Source organism: Rhizobium sp. BR 315, assembly GCF_050577975.1.
Taxonomy (GTDB): Bacteria; Pseudomonadota; Alphaproteobacteria; order Rhizobiales; family Rhizobiaceae; genus Rhizobium; species Rhizobium miluonense.
This window is the reverse complement of sequence record NZ_JARWKZ010000011.1, coordinates 22,231-37,738: the sequence shown is the minus strand read 5'-3', so window position 1 is coordinate 37,738 and position 15,508 is coordinate 22,231. Positions and strand designations below refer to the sequence as shown.

The 15,508-nt window shown below is 59.6% G+C and carries 14 protein-coding genes; 11 read left to right on the top strand and 3 right to left on the bottom strand.

Features of this window, described 5'->3' with window-relative positions; all coding sequences use genetic code 11:
* Positions 1-45: 45 nt before the first annotated feature.
* The 7 genes from QD409_RS13880 to QD409_RS13850 all read left to right on the top strand — a co-directional run bounded on the left by QD409_RS13880 (position 46) and on the right by QD409_RS13850 (position 7,319).
* A complete protein-coding gene (locus QD409_RS13880) occupies positions 46-1,596 on the top strand; it encodes an FGGY-family carbohydrate kinase (protein WP_092851851.1) in 1,551 nt (516 codons plus the stop codon).
* A gap of 68 nt (positions 1,597-1,664) precedes the next feature.
* On the top strand, positions 1,665-3,176 hold the full coding sequence (locus QD409_RS13875; protein ID WP_092851853.1) for a glycerol-3-phosphate dehydrogenase: 1,512 nt from the start codon (positions 1,665-1,667) through the stop codon (positions 3,174-3,176).
* Between the two features lie 22 nt (positions 3,177-3,198).
* Positions 3,199-4,131 (top strand): sugar phosphate isomerase/epimerase family protein, encoded by a 933-nt coding sequence (locus QD409_RS13870; RefSeq protein ID WP_092851856.1) that lies wholly within the window; start codon positions 3,199-3,201, stop codon positions 4,129-4,131.
* Between the two features lie 123 nt (positions 4,132-4,254).
* Positions 4,255-5,193, top strand: coding sequence for a sugar-binding transcriptional regulator (locus QD409_RS13865; protein WP_092851859.1), 939 nt, complete (start codon positions 4,255-4,257; stop codon positions 5,191-5,193).
* A 115-nt stretch (positions 5,194-5,308) separates the two neighbouring features.
* A complete protein-coding gene (locus QD409_RS13860) occupies positions 5,309-6,085 on the top strand; it encodes a DeoR/GlpR family DNA-binding transcription regulator (protein WP_092851862.1) in 777 nt (258 codons plus the stop codon).
* A complete protein-coding gene (locus QD409_RS13855) occupies positions 6,082-6,852 on the top strand; it encodes a triose-phosphate isomerase (RefSeq protein WP_430762922.1) in 771 nt (256 codons plus the stop codon). The genes QD409_RS13860 and QD409_RS13855 overlap by 4 nt, the downstream gene beginning before the upstream one ends.
* Positions 6,853-6,863: 11 nt before the next feature.
* Positions 6,864-7,319, top strand: a complete 456-nt coding sequence (locus QD409_RS13850; protein WP_430762921.1) for an RpiB/LacA/LacB family sugar-phosphate isomerase — start codon at positions 6,864-6,866, stop codon at positions 7,317-7,319.
* A gap of 85 nt (positions 7,320-7,404) precedes the next feature.
* Here the strand turns inward: QD409_RS13850 and QD409_RS13845 are convergent, their stop codons facing one another.
* The gene (locus QD409_RS13845; RefSeq protein WP_092851870.1) at positions 7,405-8,274 is read right to left on the bottom strand and encodes a glycerophosphodiester phosphodiesterase family protein; all 870 of its coding nucleotides are present in this window, start codon (positions 8,272-8,274) and stop codon (positions 7,405-7,407) included.
* A 222-nt stretch (positions 8,275-8,496) separates the two neighbouring features.
* Here QD409_RS13845 and QD409_RS13840 point away from each other — a divergent pair, with 222 nt between their 5' ends.
* Together QD409_RS13840 and QD409_RS13835 are read left to right on the top strand one after the other, a co-directional pair.
* Entirely contained in the window at positions 8,497-9,624 is a 1,128-nt protein-coding gene (locus QD409_RS13840) for an ROK family transcriptional regulator (protein WP_430762920.1), read from the top strand.
* Positions 9,625-9,827: 203 nt separating this feature from the next.
* Positions 9,828-10,445, top strand: coding sequence for a glycosyltransferase family 29 protein (locus QD409_RS13835; RefSeq protein ID WP_245298053.1), 618 nt, complete (start codon positions 9,828-9,830; stop codon positions 10,443-10,445).
* A 54-nt stretch (positions 10,446-10,499) separates the two neighbouring features.
* Here the strand turns inward: QD409_RS13835 and QD409_RS13830 are convergent, their stop codons facing one another.
* Positions 10,500-11,465 carry a DUF1402 family protein gene (locus QD409_RS13830; protein ID WP_430762919.1) on the bottom strand — a complete coding sequence of 322 codons (966 nt, stop codon included), beginning with the start codon at positions 11,463-11,465 and terminating at the stop codon, positions 10,500-10,502.
* A gap of 115 nt (positions 11,466-11,580) precedes the next feature.
* Between QD409_RS13830 and QD409_RS13825 the strand changes: the two genes are divergently transcribed.
* A complete protein-coding gene (locus QD409_RS13825; RefSeq protein ID WP_430762918.1) occupies positions 11,581-11,988 on the top strand; it encodes a hypothetical protein in 408 nt (135 codons plus the stop codon).
* On the opposite strand, the gene QD409_RS13820 is transcribed toward QD409_RS13825, so the two are convergent.
* On the bottom strand, positions 11,976-12,650 hold the full coding sequence (locus QD409_RS13820; RefSeq protein ID WP_430762917.1) for a transglutaminase-like cysteine peptidase: 675 nt from the start codon (positions 12,648-12,650) through the stop codon (positions 11,976-11,978). The two genes, QD409_RS13825 and QD409_RS13820, sit on opposite strands and share 13 nt — an antisense overlap.
* Before the next feature lie 315 nt (positions 12,651-12,965).
* Between QD409_RS13820 and QD409_RS13815 the strand changes: the two genes are divergently transcribed.
* Positions 12,966-15,437 (top strand): glycoside hydrolase family 3 C-terminal domain-containing protein, encoded by a 2,472-nt coding sequence (locus QD409_RS13815; RefSeq protein WP_430762916.1) that lies wholly within the window; start codon positions 12,966-12,968, stop codon positions 15,435-15,437.
* Positions 15,438-15,508: the final 71 nt, after the last annotated feature.

The window sequence follows — 15,508 nt, the reverse complement described above, 5'->3', positions numbered from 1 at the left end:
CTTGCGTCCCTGTCGCAGGGCGCGTGGTGATGGGATCGGCGCGCAATGCCTAAGAGTGACGGGATCATCATTGGGATCGATGCGGGAACCTCCGTCCTCAAGGCGGTCGCCTTCGACTTGTCTGGTCGGCAGATAGCTTCGGCGTCAGCCCGAAATCGATACGAGACGGGCGAAGATGGTTCCGTCACGCAGTCGTTGGGCCAGACCTGGTCCGATTGCGTCAGTGCTCTGCGCGGTCTTGGCGAAACGGTGGTGAATCTTGCCTCTCGCACCGCAGCCATAGCCGTGACCGGGCAGGGGGATGGCACATGGCTCGTCGGCGCCGGCAACGCTCCGGTTGGAGACGCCTGGCTCTGGCTCGACGCGCGTGCCGCGCCGACCGTGACGCGGCTGAGCGCCGGGTCCGGCAACCGCGCCCGCTTCGAGGCGACTGGCACCGGGCTCAATACCTGCCAGCAGGGTGCGCAGCTTGCCCATATGGATCGCCTCATGCCCGAGCTTCTCGATCGGGCAGAGGCGTCACTGCATTGCAAGGATTGGCTTTATCTGAACCTGACCGGCATTCGCGCGACCGATCCGTCGGAGGCAAGCTTTACTTTCGGCAATTTCCGCAATCGCCAATATGATCCGGTTGTGATCGATGCTCTCGGTCTTGCACGCAGGCGTTCGCTTCTGCCTGAGATCATCGACGGCACCGAAATCAGCCATCCCTTGACCGCCGGGGCGGCAAAAGCGGTTGGATTGCTTGCCGGAACTCCGGTGTGCCTCGGTTATGTGGATATGGTTATGACCGCTCTCGGCGCCGGCGTGCGCACGGGCGGTCAGAACGCGGCCTGCTCGACGATCGGTTCGACGGGCGTGCATATGCGCGCCAAGGCCGTCCCCGACGTTCAACTCAATGACGAGGGGACCGGTTATGTCATTGCCTTGCCGATCCCGGGCATCGTCACGCAGGTTCAGACCAATATGGGCGCGACGATCAATGTCGACTGGATCCTGCGGATAGCGGCGGATCTGATCTCTGAGGGCGGTCGCCAGGTTTCCTATTCGGACCTCATTCCGCGTATCGATGCCTGGTTTGCCGAAAGTCGCCCGACAAACCTTCTCTATCATCCCTATATTTCCGAGGCCGGAGAGCGCGGCCCCTTCGTCAATGCGCATGCGCGTGCCGGCTTTACCGGGCTTTCGACACGTCACGGCTTCGCCGACATGCTGCGCGCTGTGATCGAAGGGCTCGGCATGGCAACGCGCGATTGTTACACGGCCATGGGCGATATGCCGTCTGAATTGCGCATCACGGGCGGTGCTGCCCGCTCGCGCGCCTTGCGCGGTTCCCTGTCCGCAGCCGTCAATGCGCCGGTGAGAATTTCCGACCGCGAGGAGGCGGGAGCTGCCGGCGTCGCGATGATGGCGGCGGTTGCGGTCGGCGCCTATCCGGACATGGACAGCTGCATTGCCGACTGGGTGACACCCTTGCTTGGTGAAGCCGAAGCCCCGAACGCCGGGGATGCCGAGCGCTACGACCGCCTGTTTGACGCCTACAAGGATGTACGCGAAGCGATTGCGCCCGGCTGGGACAAACTTGCCCTGCACTAGCCAGCATAGCGCCCCGCTGCCCGTGAAGTTTGATTTGATGATGCCAGAGGCATCCGAAGGAGCACGACATGACTGAACCCGAAATCTTCGATCTCTTCGTGATCGGCGGCGGCATCAACGGTGCCGGCATTGCCCGCGATGCGGCCGGACGAGGCCTCTCGGTGATGATGTGCGAGAAGGGCGATCTGGCGGAAGGAACGTCGTCGCGGTCCGGCAAGCTGGTGCATGGCGGCCTGCGTTATCTCGAATATTACGAGTTCCGACTGGTGCGCGAGGCCCTGATCGAGCGCGAAGTGCTCCTCAATTCCGCAAGTCATATTATCTGGCCGATGCGTTTCGTGCTGCCGCACAGTCCGACGGATCGTCCTGCATGGCTCGTTCGCCTTGGCCTCTTTCTCTACGACCATCTCGGCGGCCGCAAGAAGCTGCCGGGCACGCGTTCGCTCGATCTGCACCGCGATCCCGAGGGAGCGCCTATTCTCGATCAGTACTCCAAGGGCTTCGAATATTCCGACTGTTGGGTCGATGACGCTCGCCTTGTTGTCCTCAATGCGCTCGATGCCGCCGCCAAGGGCGCGCAGATCCTGACACGCACCGCCTGCATCAGTGCCCGTCGCGATCAGAGCGGCTGGACCGTTCAGATGCGCGACCAGCATTCCGGCGAAGTGCGCACTGTGCGTGCCAAGGCGCTGGTGAATGCGTCGGGACCCTGGGTCAACGACATCATCCATCGCGTTGCCGGCTCCAACAGCAGCCGCAGCGTCCGGCTCGTCAAGGGCAGCCATATCATCGTTCCGAAGTTCTGGAACGGACAGCAGGCCTATCTGGTCCAGAACCACGATAAGCGCGTCATCTTCATCAACCCCTATGAAGGCGACAAGGCGCTGATCGGTACGACCGACATTCCCTATGAAGGCAGGCCCGAAGAGGTGAAGGCCGACGAGAAGGAAATCGATTATCTGATCGCGGCCGTGAACCGCTACTTCAAGGAAAAGCTGCGCCGTTCAGACGTGCTCGAAAGCTTCTCCGGTGTGCGGCCCCTGTTCGACGACGGCAAGGGCAATCCTTCGGCCGTGACGCGCGATTATGTCTTCGATCTCGACGAGACCGGCGGTGCGCCGCTTCTCAACGTCTTCGGCGGCAAGATCACGACGTTCCGCAAGCTTTCGGAGCATGCGATGCAGAAGCTTGCCAGGTTTTTCCCGAAGATGGGCGGCGACTGGACGCGCAGCGCCACTCTTCCCGGCGGTGAGATCCTGAATACCGACTATGTCGCCTTCACCGATAAGCTACGCACGGCTTATCCCTGGATGCCTCGCGCGCTCATCAATCACTACGGACATCTCTATGGCGCGCGCACCAAGCTGATCGTCGGCGACGCCCGTTCGCTTGAGGGGCTTGGCCGTCACTTCGGCGGCAATCTCTACGAAGCGGAGGCGCGTTATCTGGCCGCCTCGGAGTGGGCACAGAAGGCAGAGGACGTCCTCATGCGCCGCACCAAGGAAGGCCTGCGCATGACGGCCGAGGAGAAGGCGGCATTTTCCGCCTGGTTCGACGCCGAACTGGCGCTGGCCGCCTGAACATTGCCGGGAGACGACATCGATGCCCTTGACCCTGTCACTCAATACCAACCCGCTGGTGAACCGCTTCGCGGAGCCTTCAGACCTGATTGAAACAGTCGCTCGTGATCTTCGCATCCGCGATCTGCAGCTGACCCACGAATTCATCAATCCGAGCTGGCAGGCGTCGCTTATCCGCCGTCTGACGCGCGACATGCAGGTAGCGCTGAGGCGCACCGGCGTTCGCGTCACCTCCGGCATGACCGGTCCCTACGGCCGTCTCAATCATTTCGGTCATCCGGACAAGGATGTCAGGCGCTACTATGTCGACTGGTTCAAGACCTTTGCCGATATCACCGCCGACCTCGGCGGCCATTCCGTCGGTACGCAGTTTGCGATCTTCACCTACAAGGATTACGACGATCCGGCGCGGCGCGAGGAACTGATTGAGATCGCGATCGATTGCTGGGGCGAGGTGGCCGAGCACGCCCGGGCGGCCGGTCTTTCCTATGTCTTCTGGGAGCCGATGAGCATTGGACGCGAATTCGGCGATACCATTGAGGCATGCCTGTCGCTACAGAACAGATTGACGAAGGCGCCATTCGCCATTCCGATGTGGATGATGGCCGACGTCGACCATGGTGATGTCACTTCGGCCAATCCCGACGATTACGATCCCTATGCATGGGCACGCGCCGTTCCGAGGGTTTCGCCGATCATCCACATCAAGCAGAGCCTGATGGACAAGGGTGGACACCGTCCCTTTACGGCAGAATTCAACGCCAAGGGCCGCATTCAGCCGCAATCGCTGCTGAAGGCGTTTGCCGAAGGTGGCGCCAAGGATAACGAGATCTGCCTGGAGCTGTCGTTCAAGGAGCGCGAGCCGAACGACCGTCAGGTCATTTCGCAGATTGCCGAAAGTGTCGCCTTCTGGGCACCTCATATCGACACGGGCCTCAGTGATTTGCATATCTAGCTATAGAAATGATCTGGTCTCGAACCAGCAGTCAAATCGGTCACGAGGCGATGTCGAGGAAACCAAATCGGGATCTAGAAGTGGGCGGAACCTTATGCGTGAGACAATGAAAGGGAACGGTCTATGACGGATGCGGATGCTTCGCTCGCCGTGCGGGCGGCTTGGTTGCATTATGCCGGCGGACTGACGCAGTCCGAGGTGGCAAAACGGCTCGGTGTTCCCTCCGTGAAGGCACACCGGTTGATTGCGCGTGCCGTGGCCGACGGCGTCGTGAAAGTCACGATCGACGGCGATATTGTCGAGTGCGTCGAGTTGGAAACGGAACTAGTGGCGCGCTTCGGTCTGCAATATTGCGAGGTCGCGCCTGACCTTGGCGAAGACGGCTACGAGTTTCGCGCTCTTGGGCAAGCGGGTGCCGGATTTCTGCGCCGTGAGATCGAAAGCGGCAACAACAAGGTCATTGGCCTTGGCCATGGCCGAACCCTTTCTTCTGCGGTTCATCATATGTCGCGCGTCAGCGCCAGGGATTTGCGCTTCGTCTCGCTGCTCGGCGGGCTCACGAGAAACTATGCCGCCAACCCCTATGACGTGATGCATCGCATCGCTGAAAAGACCGGCATGCAGGCACATGTGATGCCGGTGCCGTTTTTCGCCAACACCCGCGAGGATCGCGATGTGCTGCTGGCGCAGCGCGGCGTGAGGGAGGTTTTCGATCTGGCAAATGGTGCCGAATTGAAGCTGGTCGGTCTGGGCACCGTCGACACGGAGGCGCAGCTCGTGCTCTCGGGTATGGTGGAACCGCGTGAGATCAAGGAAGTCACCGCCGCCGGTGGCGTCGGTGAAATCCTCGGCCACTTCTTCGACGCCGATGGCAATATCCTAGAGACGACGCTTTCGGCGCGCACTCTTTCGGCGTCGCTGCCGCGTTCGAAAAAGGAACGGCTGGTGGCGCTTGCCGGCGGGCTGCCCAAGGTCGAGGCCATTCGTGCGGTTTTGAAAAATCGTTGTCTCTACGGCTTGATTACCGATGAAAGAACGGCGCGGGCCTTGTTGAACGCATAGGCCGCCCTCGCTCCAGCAACGTGAATTCATCTCAATATCACAATACCAATGTTGAATTGTGATATATAAATGTTATATCTTCTTTGGTTCCATTGGCAAATAGCCGGAGAGCAAGGTGAAGCGAGAAGAGCGCCAGCAATTGATCATCAATTTGCTCGTCGAGCATAAGACCGTCGATCTCGACGATCTGGCCGATCGTTTCGCCGTGTCCAAGATGACCATTCACCGGGACCTTGACGATCTCGAGCAGGCCGGCGTGCTGCGCAAAGTTCGCGGAGGCGCGACGATCGATGCCGGCACGCAGTTCGAGAGCGATTTCCGCTTCCGAGAGCGGCAGGATCATGAAGAGAAGCTCAGCATGGCGCATTGTGCGCTGGATCTCGTTGAGCCCGGCATGACCGTTATGGTCAATGACGGGTCCATGGCCGCCGTTCTCGGCGAGATGCTGCTGCAAAAGCGCCCGTTGACGCTGATCACCAACAACGCAGCGATCATAGACCGCATGAAAAGCGAAAGCGGCATCACCGTGATCGCGCTTGGCGGCGTCTATTCCGCCAAGTTCAACGCCTTTCTCGGCGTCGTAACCGAGGAGGCGCTGTCGCGGCTGAGGGCCGACATCGCTTTTCTGTCGACGCCGGCCATCTCCGGCAGGCTTGCCTATCACATGGATGATAATGTCGTGCGCGCCAAGCGCGCCATGATCGCCTCAGCCGCCAAGAGCTGCCTGCTCGTCAGCCATCAACGCATCGGTCATACGGCCCTGCATGTGATGGCCGATCTCGCCGATTTCGATGCCATCATTACAGATCGCGCACCCGATGCCGCCATTCTCGATCAATTCCGTCGTGACGGCATCACTCTTACCATTGCTTCGAACCAGGATATGACATGACAGAGACGCCCCGCTATTGGATCGGCACCAGCTGGAAGATGAACAAGACGCTGGCGGAGGCGCGCGCCTTCGCCGAAGCCTTGCGTGCAGCCGATGCTCTTCGTGACGCGCGTATCCAACGCTTTATCATTCCGCCGTTCACGGCCGTTCGCGAAGTAAAGGCGATCCTGTCGGAAACCTCCGTCAACGTGGGCGCACAGAACATGCATTGGGCCGATCAGGGCGCATGGACGGGGGAAATCTCGCCGCTGATGCTGAAGGATTGCAATCTCGACGTCGTCGAGCTTGGCCATTCCGAACGTCGCGAGCATTTCGGCGAGACCAACGAAACCGTGGGGTTGAAGGCCGAGGCCGCGGTTCGCCATGGTCTGATCCCGCTCATCTGCATCGGTGAAACGCTGGAGGATCGCGAAAGCGGTCGTGCAACGGAGATCCTGAGCGAGCAGGTTGTCGGCGCGCTCTCGCAGCTTTCTGCATCGCAGAAGCAGGCTGAAATTTTGCTGGCCTATGAGCCGGTCTGGGCGATCGGCGAAAAGGGGATTCCGGCCGAGCCTTCCTATGCCGATGCGCGCCAGGCCGAAATCATCGCGGTCGCGCAAAAGGTGCTCGGCCGAAAGATTCCATGCCTCTACGGCGGATCGGTCAATCCGCAAAACTGCGAAGAACTCATATCCTGCCCGAACGTAGACGGGCTCTTCATCGGGCGCTCCGCCTGGAACGTCGAAGGCTATCTCGACATTCTCGCCAAGTGCGCCGCCAAACTCTAAGGAGACACATCATGAAGCTTGCTATTGCTGGAGACAGCGCCGGCGAAGGCCTCTCCAAGGTTCTCGCCGATCACCTGACGGACCGTTTTGACGTCAGCGAAGTGTCGCGCACGCAGGAAGGCGCCGACCCGTTCTACGCCAATCTCGCCGACCGTGTCGCCTCCGGCGTCATCGACGGCACCTATGACAAGGCGATCCTCGTCTGCGGCACAGGCATCGGCGTCTGCATCTCGGCCAACAAGGTGCCGGGTATTCGCGCAGCGCTCACTCACGACACTTATTCCGCAGAGCGTGCTGCGTTGTCGAATAACGCTCAGATCATCACCATGGGTGCCCGGGTCATCGGCACCGAACTTGCCAAGGCGATTGCCGACGCCTTCCTGGCGCAGAGCTTCGACGAGAAGGGCCGCTCGGCCGGTAACGTCAACGCCATCAACGAGGTCGACGCGAAGTACAACGCTCGATAAAGACCGTCTCCCAAGACGCGGAAAGCCCGGCCGCTCCTTCCGATCGGCCGGGCTTTCCTGTATCCGGCGCCGAGCTGACAGTCCGCTATCTGGCGCTTCGGCCCGCCAGCCACTGCTTGAATTCGACATTCGTGTCGGTCTGGATAGCACCGACGCCGGCTGCGACGAGCGCCCCCCAGACGCCATCGGGATACTTAAGAGCGCGGCTGTCGTTGAAATCGAGATTGTGGGAAACGTCGAGCGTATTGATCCACAGCCGAATGTTCTGGCGTTCGAGCTCTTCGCGGCCGGCCGCGAGATCAGCAATATCGGCAAACTTGACCTCGACCATCGGCGCGCGCAGCTGCTCGATCCGCCGCAGATCGTCGGCGAACTTGCCGGGCCTGACGGGGAACATCGGCATGTGTGCGATGGCGCCGAACCAGTCGGCGGTAAGCACCGGAAAGCTGCCGCTCTCAGGATCGACATCAGACTTGATGATGACGTGATCTTCCGCACCAAGCCGCCGGACCGCCGCAATGACCAGCGGCAGTTCGTGCGGGAACTTCGTATCAATATTGACGAAGACGCGGCCGCGCGCCTCTTCGAGAGCCTCCTCCAGCGTCGGCACTCGTTCGTCGGTTAGTGGTGCATCCTCGCCGCCGGCACCGGCGCGAAGGCGCGCATCGCGAACGGTTGAGAAGCTGCTGGCGCCGACCACGCCCTTGTCGGAGGTGGTTCGGTCGAGCGTCTTGTCATGGATGACGACAAGGCGGCCGTCAGCGGTCGCTTGCGTGTCGATCTCGACGAATTCGACGCCTAGCTCGGCAGCAGCCCGGATTGAAGCCAGCGAATTCTCCGGCGCTGCCGACCACAAACCGCGATGCGCGATGGTAAGAATGTCCGGATTGGAGCGAGACAGAAGGTCGTAAATGTCGGTGCGTGGCGCAAGAGCGGCGGTGGTCTGGCTGGACATGAAGGTGGCTTTCTTAAGCGAAGGGTTTTCCTTGGCGGTCGAGGAATGCAAACGCCAATGGTTCTGGCGCCGACCTTTCGCTTTGGGGACAGGCGGCGTAGTTGCCTATTAATACACATAGAGTGTAGTATTTGTGACAACCGTGCAGAAAGGCGCTATCGCTGGATTGCAAGCAGGCGTGCGAGAGGCTAAGGCGGGATTGCAGGATCGAGGATTAGGTGCATGATTGCGTTCGAGAAATCCCCGTTGGCGAGTGAAAACGAACGGCTGATCCTTGATATTGTTCGTCGCCATGAGCCGATTGCGCGCGCGCTGATCACAGGGCACACCAATCTCACGCAGCAATCGGTCCATCGCCTGGTGGAGGCACTGATTGCACGCGGTCTGCTCCGCACCGCGGCACCGCTTAGAGGCGTGCGTGGTCAGCCAAGTCCGACGATCGAACTGGTGAAGGAGGCGGTCTATTCCGTCGGCATTTCCATCAACACCGACTCAGCTATTTTGTCGCTTGCCGATTTCGGCTGCAACATCGTCGCGCAAGAGATGCTGAAGATGGTGCCGAGCGATCGCCGCGAAACGCTCGCCGCGCTCGCGGGAACACTTCAAGACCTCCTGGAAAGGCATGGCATACATCGTGATCGCCTGGTTGGGCTTGGTTTTGCCATGTCGGGCTTCTTCGTGCTCGACACGCATGTCTTCAACGCTCCCGAACCCTTGCGGGACTGGTCATTGATCGAACTGCGCCCGGAGCTGGAAGAGATTTTCAAGCTGCCGGTATGGCTGGAAAACAACGCCACGACAGGCGCGATCGGCGAGAGCCTGCGCGGGGTCGGGCGCTGGTGCCGAACCTTTGCCTATCTTTCCTTCAATTACGGATTTGGTGGCGGTCTCGTTCTGGAGGGTAAATCCTATGTCGGCTTCCACGGCAATGCCGGGGAATTCAGCATGATCTACACACCCGACGAAATGTCGCGGCGACCGGCCTTGCAATACCTGATTGCTGCTTTGCGTGAGAATGGCGTCCACATTGGCTCGATCGAAGAGCTGCGACAAAATTTCGATCCGGCCTGGCCAGGTGTGGAGGGCTGGCTCGCCGATACGATGCCTATGCTCGATCGATTGATCGCGGCATTAATCGGCGTGCTCGACCCGCAAGCCATTGTCTTTGGCGGGCAATTACCTCAGGAATTGGGGCGGATGATGATCTCCCGCGTGCTCATGCCATCTGAGCGTCGCCATCGCTATGGCGTCGCGCCAAATGAGGCGCGACTGGTCCTCAGCGAAACGAAGGGAGATGCCGCCACCCTCGGGGCGGCTTTACTTCCGTTAAAGTTCGTTTACTTTTTGTAACATTGCGGCCTTAATCGGCGCGCATTTGGGTGAGCAATGTGGCGCCGACCCCCGCGGACATGTGAACGGCGGACATAGCTAACCTCGGAAAGCAGGCCTTGGGCGCGACAGGAAACCGGATATCCGTTCCGCTGCATGACAGATTCAGCGGATTGTCAGAAGGCGTTGATAGACCACCGTCGGAATTTGCTGGACGACCGCAATTGGCGCGTAAGACTGCTATTATCATCGGCAATGGAAGGCTGGAGCGTGATCTTTCCAAGGTCATCGACGATGCCGAGTTTGTCATGCGCTTTAACGAGCCGAACCTCCTCGACGACAGGAGCGGCTCTCGCACAGATGTGCTCGTGCTGGCGGCGTCGAGCAAAGCTTTGCATAAGCGGATGGTCGATCCGGCCTTTCTGGAAAATGCGGCGCTCAAGTGCGCAAAAGTACTGATGCTCGCCTACCATCCCGAGATCATCCGCAAATATCACCCGCAGCCCAACATCTTCCAGCGCTTGAGGGGTCGAAGGGCCGATTGGACAGCGCAAGCGATTGAACTTATCGGGCATGCCGGCAAGGAGATCCGCATCATGCCGCCGCAATTCTATGCCGAGGGCTGTGCTGAGCTCGGTATTGCGGCGAACCAGATGCGGACCGTCTTTCCAAGCACCGGCTTTCTCGGCATCTGCTATGCTCTGGCCAATTTCCCCGCCTCCGAATGGGATATCCGCCTATGCGGCTTCGGTTGGAAGGGGTGGAGGCGGCACGACTGGCAGAGTGAGCGCGCCTGGGTCGAGGACAAGATTGCGAGCGGCCGCATCGGCATGCTTGCGTGAGCCAGGCGAGATCGACTTCATTCAGCTATGGATTTGAAAGGGCATGGCCCTTTATTACTGCCCTAACAGGCTGTTCAGCTCAGATAGCCTGTCATTGACCAGCCAGCCATAATAGTTCTCTTCCGGCAGCTTCTTCCCGCCGGACGCATCCGACGCTTGCCGCAGGGCAAGGGCGCGCCGGCGCGGTTGCCCGACATTATAGAGCGTGGCAGTCAGGCCGGGATTTTCACTGATATCAAAGCCCTGAGCGCGATAGACATCCATGGCATCCTTGACGATCGCTGCGATGTAGATGACGCTGCGGTCGGGATCCATGATATCACGGTAGATGGCTTGCGGATCCTCGGCCGATAGCTTCGGCAGGCCGCTGGTGGCATGCACGAGATCGGTGACCTCAAGCGCGGTCAGCGGGCTGATCTGACCAAGGCCAAAGGTTTGCCCCGCAAAAAACGGCTGAAAGAAAGCGCGCTGGAACGTCATGTTTTCATAGGTGACGCCGTCGATGACCTTGCCGCGAAAACTCTTGTCCCAAGTTTCGTCGCGGCATTCCCACAATTCGGCGCTGCCGGTAAAGGCGTCGCAATGGGCGAATTCCGGCTTCTTTATGAAGGACTGGACGCTCACATCCTTGTAGCTGAATTTGAAATCGGCCTGAGAATAGGCGAGGGCCTTTACGTAATAGGACTTCACTCTGTTGACGATCGTGATGTTGTAGGTGTGTTCGCCGACAAGCGCACCGACGATATGGATCGGGTCGATCCTATAGGCCTGTGCAGCCTTCTTGATCGAAGCGATCAGCTCCTTGTCTTCGCGAAGCACACCGACGATCTTCTGGTATTTTTCCTCGTAGCTCGTGTTGAACGCCTTGGCCCGCAATGCCGATGTGTTGGGGATCGGCGGCTGCGTGCTGTTGCGATTGCCGGGCGGCACACGCACCAGATCATGCCCAAAAGAGGCGCCCGTCAGGGTAAGGATGAGAAGAAGACTGAGTGCCGGAATTCTCGACAGGCTTGTACGCATTCGTAAGTAGACTTTCAAAAATGTTCCCCGGCACGGGGATGATCTTCATAGTCGAACAGCCCGCAAAGGCAAGGGCGGGCGCTTCTTCTGTCCGGCGAATCACAATAAACTTTGCATGAAGCAGCTTCTGGCTGCAGAAGTGCATGGCAATGCTGCCGAGGCGAGTTTCGGGCCTGCCGTCCTGGTTTTCGGGGGGATTTCGTTGAAACATCTTGTTGTAGCAGGAAGTATCCTGCTTGCGGCCGCGCCGGGCGAGGCTGTGCCGACGATGGCTGACGTTCCAGCCCTTGCCAAAACTGCCGTTGCGCGAAGGATCGATGTGCCGGCGTCCGCCATTCATATATTGAGCGCCAAGCCGAGTGAGCGAATGCCTGGCTTTGTCGTCTGCGGCCGCGTCGATAGAGCCTCCGGAGCAGGGGACGGAGAGCGCTTCTTCGTGATCATACCGGGTGATTTTGCCATACTGGATCAGGATGGCAGAGGCTTGGTCGATACCTATTGGTCCGCCAATCACTGCGAGTGAGAGGCCAATACCTTGCTGATCATGGCGAGCTGTTCGGGCGTGCGTCCGGATTCAAGCCGAACCCAATTATTCGGATTGTCGGCGGACTGGCGCTTGATGAAGGTATAGCCCGCACCCTCCCAAGGTTTGACTGTGTCCGTGAGGTTGTCCAGGATAAGGTCGCCATCGCTCGTGCGAGCCATCAGGACAAGATGTCCCTCGTTATTCTTGTCGAGAACGACGGTCAGCAGCAGTGCGGAGCGGGACCAGCCTGCTTCGATAAGCAACTTCTTCTTGAGGATAACGTAGTCGTTGCAATTGCCGGCGCCGTCGTCGGGATAGGTCCACCAGTTGATGATACCGAGTTTGTAGATGCCGTAGTGGTCGTTGTCGCCGACGCCCTGGATCTCGTGATTGACGAGGCTGTTGACCTGCTGCAATTGCCCCCAACGCTCCTGGTTGATCGCGACGAACTCATCACTTTTCTCGCCCGTCGCGCATTCCGCCGGCTGTGCCGAACAGAAGCCTGCCCAGCCGACCGGTACGCTCGCATCCGTGACCACCCGTGCAAATTGACGGGCTGGCGTGTTCGCGGCATTCGCCACCGGCTTTGCAGTGGTGACTGTCGAAAACGACAGGCCGGCTACGAAGAGAAGGCTTGCAGCGATGAGGAATGAACGCATAGTCGGCTCCATGAATTGCGCTCATGAAATCCGATGCGGTCAAATTTATTCGGAAGAAGATCATTCGCATTTTAGCGAAGTCGCGTTTTGGGCTGCTATGAACCATAGCGCTGATGCCGCATAGCGATTTTTCCTAGGTGAAGGCACGGCGACCCAGCTGGTCGAAGATTGAGCCGCGAGCGGAAAGATATGTGATTTCATCGACATATGACGATTGCCGAATTGTCTTGACCGCGTTTATGATTTGGTTACTTCAAATAGCGGTCCCCGGCATGAGGGTGCCGGGAGCGCGCTGGAAACACATCGGGAGGCTTTATGATCGACGATATTCTCGACCGGATGACGCTTGAAGAGCAGGTTTCGCTGCTCTCCGGTGCCGACTTCTGGACCACGGTGCCGGTTGAGCGGCTTGGCATCCCGAAAATCAAGGTCACGGATGGCCCGAACGGTGCGCGTGGTGCGGGCTCGCTGGTTGCCGGCGTCAATGCCGCCTGCTTTCCTGTGGCCATCGCCCTCGGTGCGACTTGGAACCCGAAGCTCATCGAGCGCATGGGTGTGGCTATCGCCGGCCAGGCCAAAAGCAAGGGCGCGTCTGTTCTACTGGCGCCAACGGTCAACATTCATCGTTCAGGCCTGAATGGACGCAACTTCGAATGCTATTCGGAAGACCCTATGCTGACGGCGGAGCTTGCCGTCGCCTATATCCAGGGTGTGCAGAGCCAGGGTATTGCCGCAACGATCAAGCATTTCGCCGGAAACGAATCCGAGATCGAGCGGCAGACGATGTCTTCGGATATCGATGAACGCGCCCTTCGCGAGATCTATCTGCTGCCGTTCGAGAAGGCCGTCAAAAAGGCCGGTGTCATGGCGGTCATGTCTTCCTACAACCGGCTGAACGGAACTTACACAAGCGAGCATCCATGGCTGTTGACTACGGTTCTGCGTGAGCAATGGGGCTTCGACGGCATCGTCATGTCCGATTGGTTCGGCTCTCATACGACCGCCGCAACGGTCAATGCCGGGCTCGATCTGGAGATGCCGGGGCCGGCGCGCGACCGCGGCGAAAAGCTGGTGCAAGCGGTGCGCAACGGCGAGGTCAAGCTCGAGACCGTGCGCATGGCCGCCGGTCGTATCTTGAAGCTGCTCGAGCGCGTCGGCGCCTTTGAGAAGGCTCCCGACTTGAGCGAGCATGCACTGGATTTGCCTGAGGACCGGGCTCTGATCCGTCAATTGGGCGCGGAAGGTGCCGTGCTTCTCAAGAATGACGGCATTTTGCCGCTCATGAAGGCCGGGCTCGGACATGTGGCAGTCATCGGCCCGAATGCCGCAGAGGCTCGGGTCATGGGTGGCGGCAGCGCCCAGATTGCCGCCCACTACAGGGTGAGCCCGCTTGAGGGGATCCGCGAGGCGCTGTCGAATGCCAACAGCATCCATCACGCTACCGGCTGCCGCAATAACCGGCTCATCAACGTCTTTTCCGGCGAGATGCGAGTGGAGTATTTCAAGGGCCGGAGCTTGACTGGCTCGCCGGCTGCGGTCGAAACCGCTGATGTAGGCGAGTTCTTCTGGTTCGATCTGCCGTCGGCGGAGCTCGATCCGAGCGATTTTTCCGCGCGTATGACGGCATTCTACACGCCCGCCGAAAGCGGCGAGCACATTTTCGGCATGACCAATGCGGGTCTCGCTAAGCTCTATGTCGATGGCAGGCTTTTGGTCAATGGTTTCGATGGCTGGGCGCCGGGCGACAATTATTTCGGGACGGCTAATGTCGAGCAACGTCAAGGCATCCATCTGGAGGCCGGTCAGCGATACGAGGTCGTTGTCGAATATTGTGCCTTGGGGGCGACTGGGGAAGGCATCAATCTGACGGCCGTGCGCTTTGGCGTGGAGAAGCCGCTCGGCGACGCCGATATGGTAGCGGCTGTCGAAACCGCCCGGGCTGCGGACGTCGCATTGCTATTTGTCGGCCGTGACGGTCAGTGGGATACCGAGGGGCTCGATCTACCCAATATGCGGTTGCCAGGCCGCCAGGAAGAGCTGATCGAAAAAGTGGCGGCGGTGAACGCCAATACCGTTGTCGTCCTGCAGACGGGTGGTCCGATCGAGATGCCATGGCTAGGCAACGTCAAGGCTGTGCTACAAATGTGGTATCCAGGCCAGGAACTGGGTCATGCGGTTGCCGATGTGCTGTTCGGCGATGTCGAACCCGGTGGCCGCCTGCCGCAGACCTTCCCGAAGCAGTTGTCGGATAATTCTGCGATGACCGGTGACGAAACCGTCTATCCCGGCAGGGATGGTCATGTTCGCTATGCCGAGGGGGTCTTCGTCGGTTACCGTCATCATGACACGCGGGGCGTGGAGCCCTTGTTTCCCTTCGGCTTCGGCCTTGGCTATACGCGTTTTTCCTGGGGCACGGCGGAGGCATCGGCGGCGCAGATAGGCCCGGAAGGCATCACAGTCTCTGTCGACATCACCAACATTGGCGACAGACGAGGATCCGAGCTTGTGCAGCTCTATGTGCGCCCGCTCGCTGCGACGGTTGAGCGGCCGGACAAAGAGCTGCGTGCCTTTGCCAAGCTTCAATTGGCGCCGGGCGAAACGGGTACCGCCTCGCTGGTCGTAGGCCCGCGCGATCTCACCTATTTCGATGAAGAGACGAAAGCGTTTCGCGCCTCAGCTGGCCGCTATGAGCTTCTCGTCGCTGCCAATGCCGCCGACATCCGCTCCACTGTTACGATCGAACTCGCAAGGGAATGGGTCGCCGAGGCCTCGGACCGTTCGATCTGACAGCTAGAATGCAACGGTGGCTGGGTTCGAGATGATTGGTGAGGCGTAGAAGTTCTATGCCTCGCCGGCGC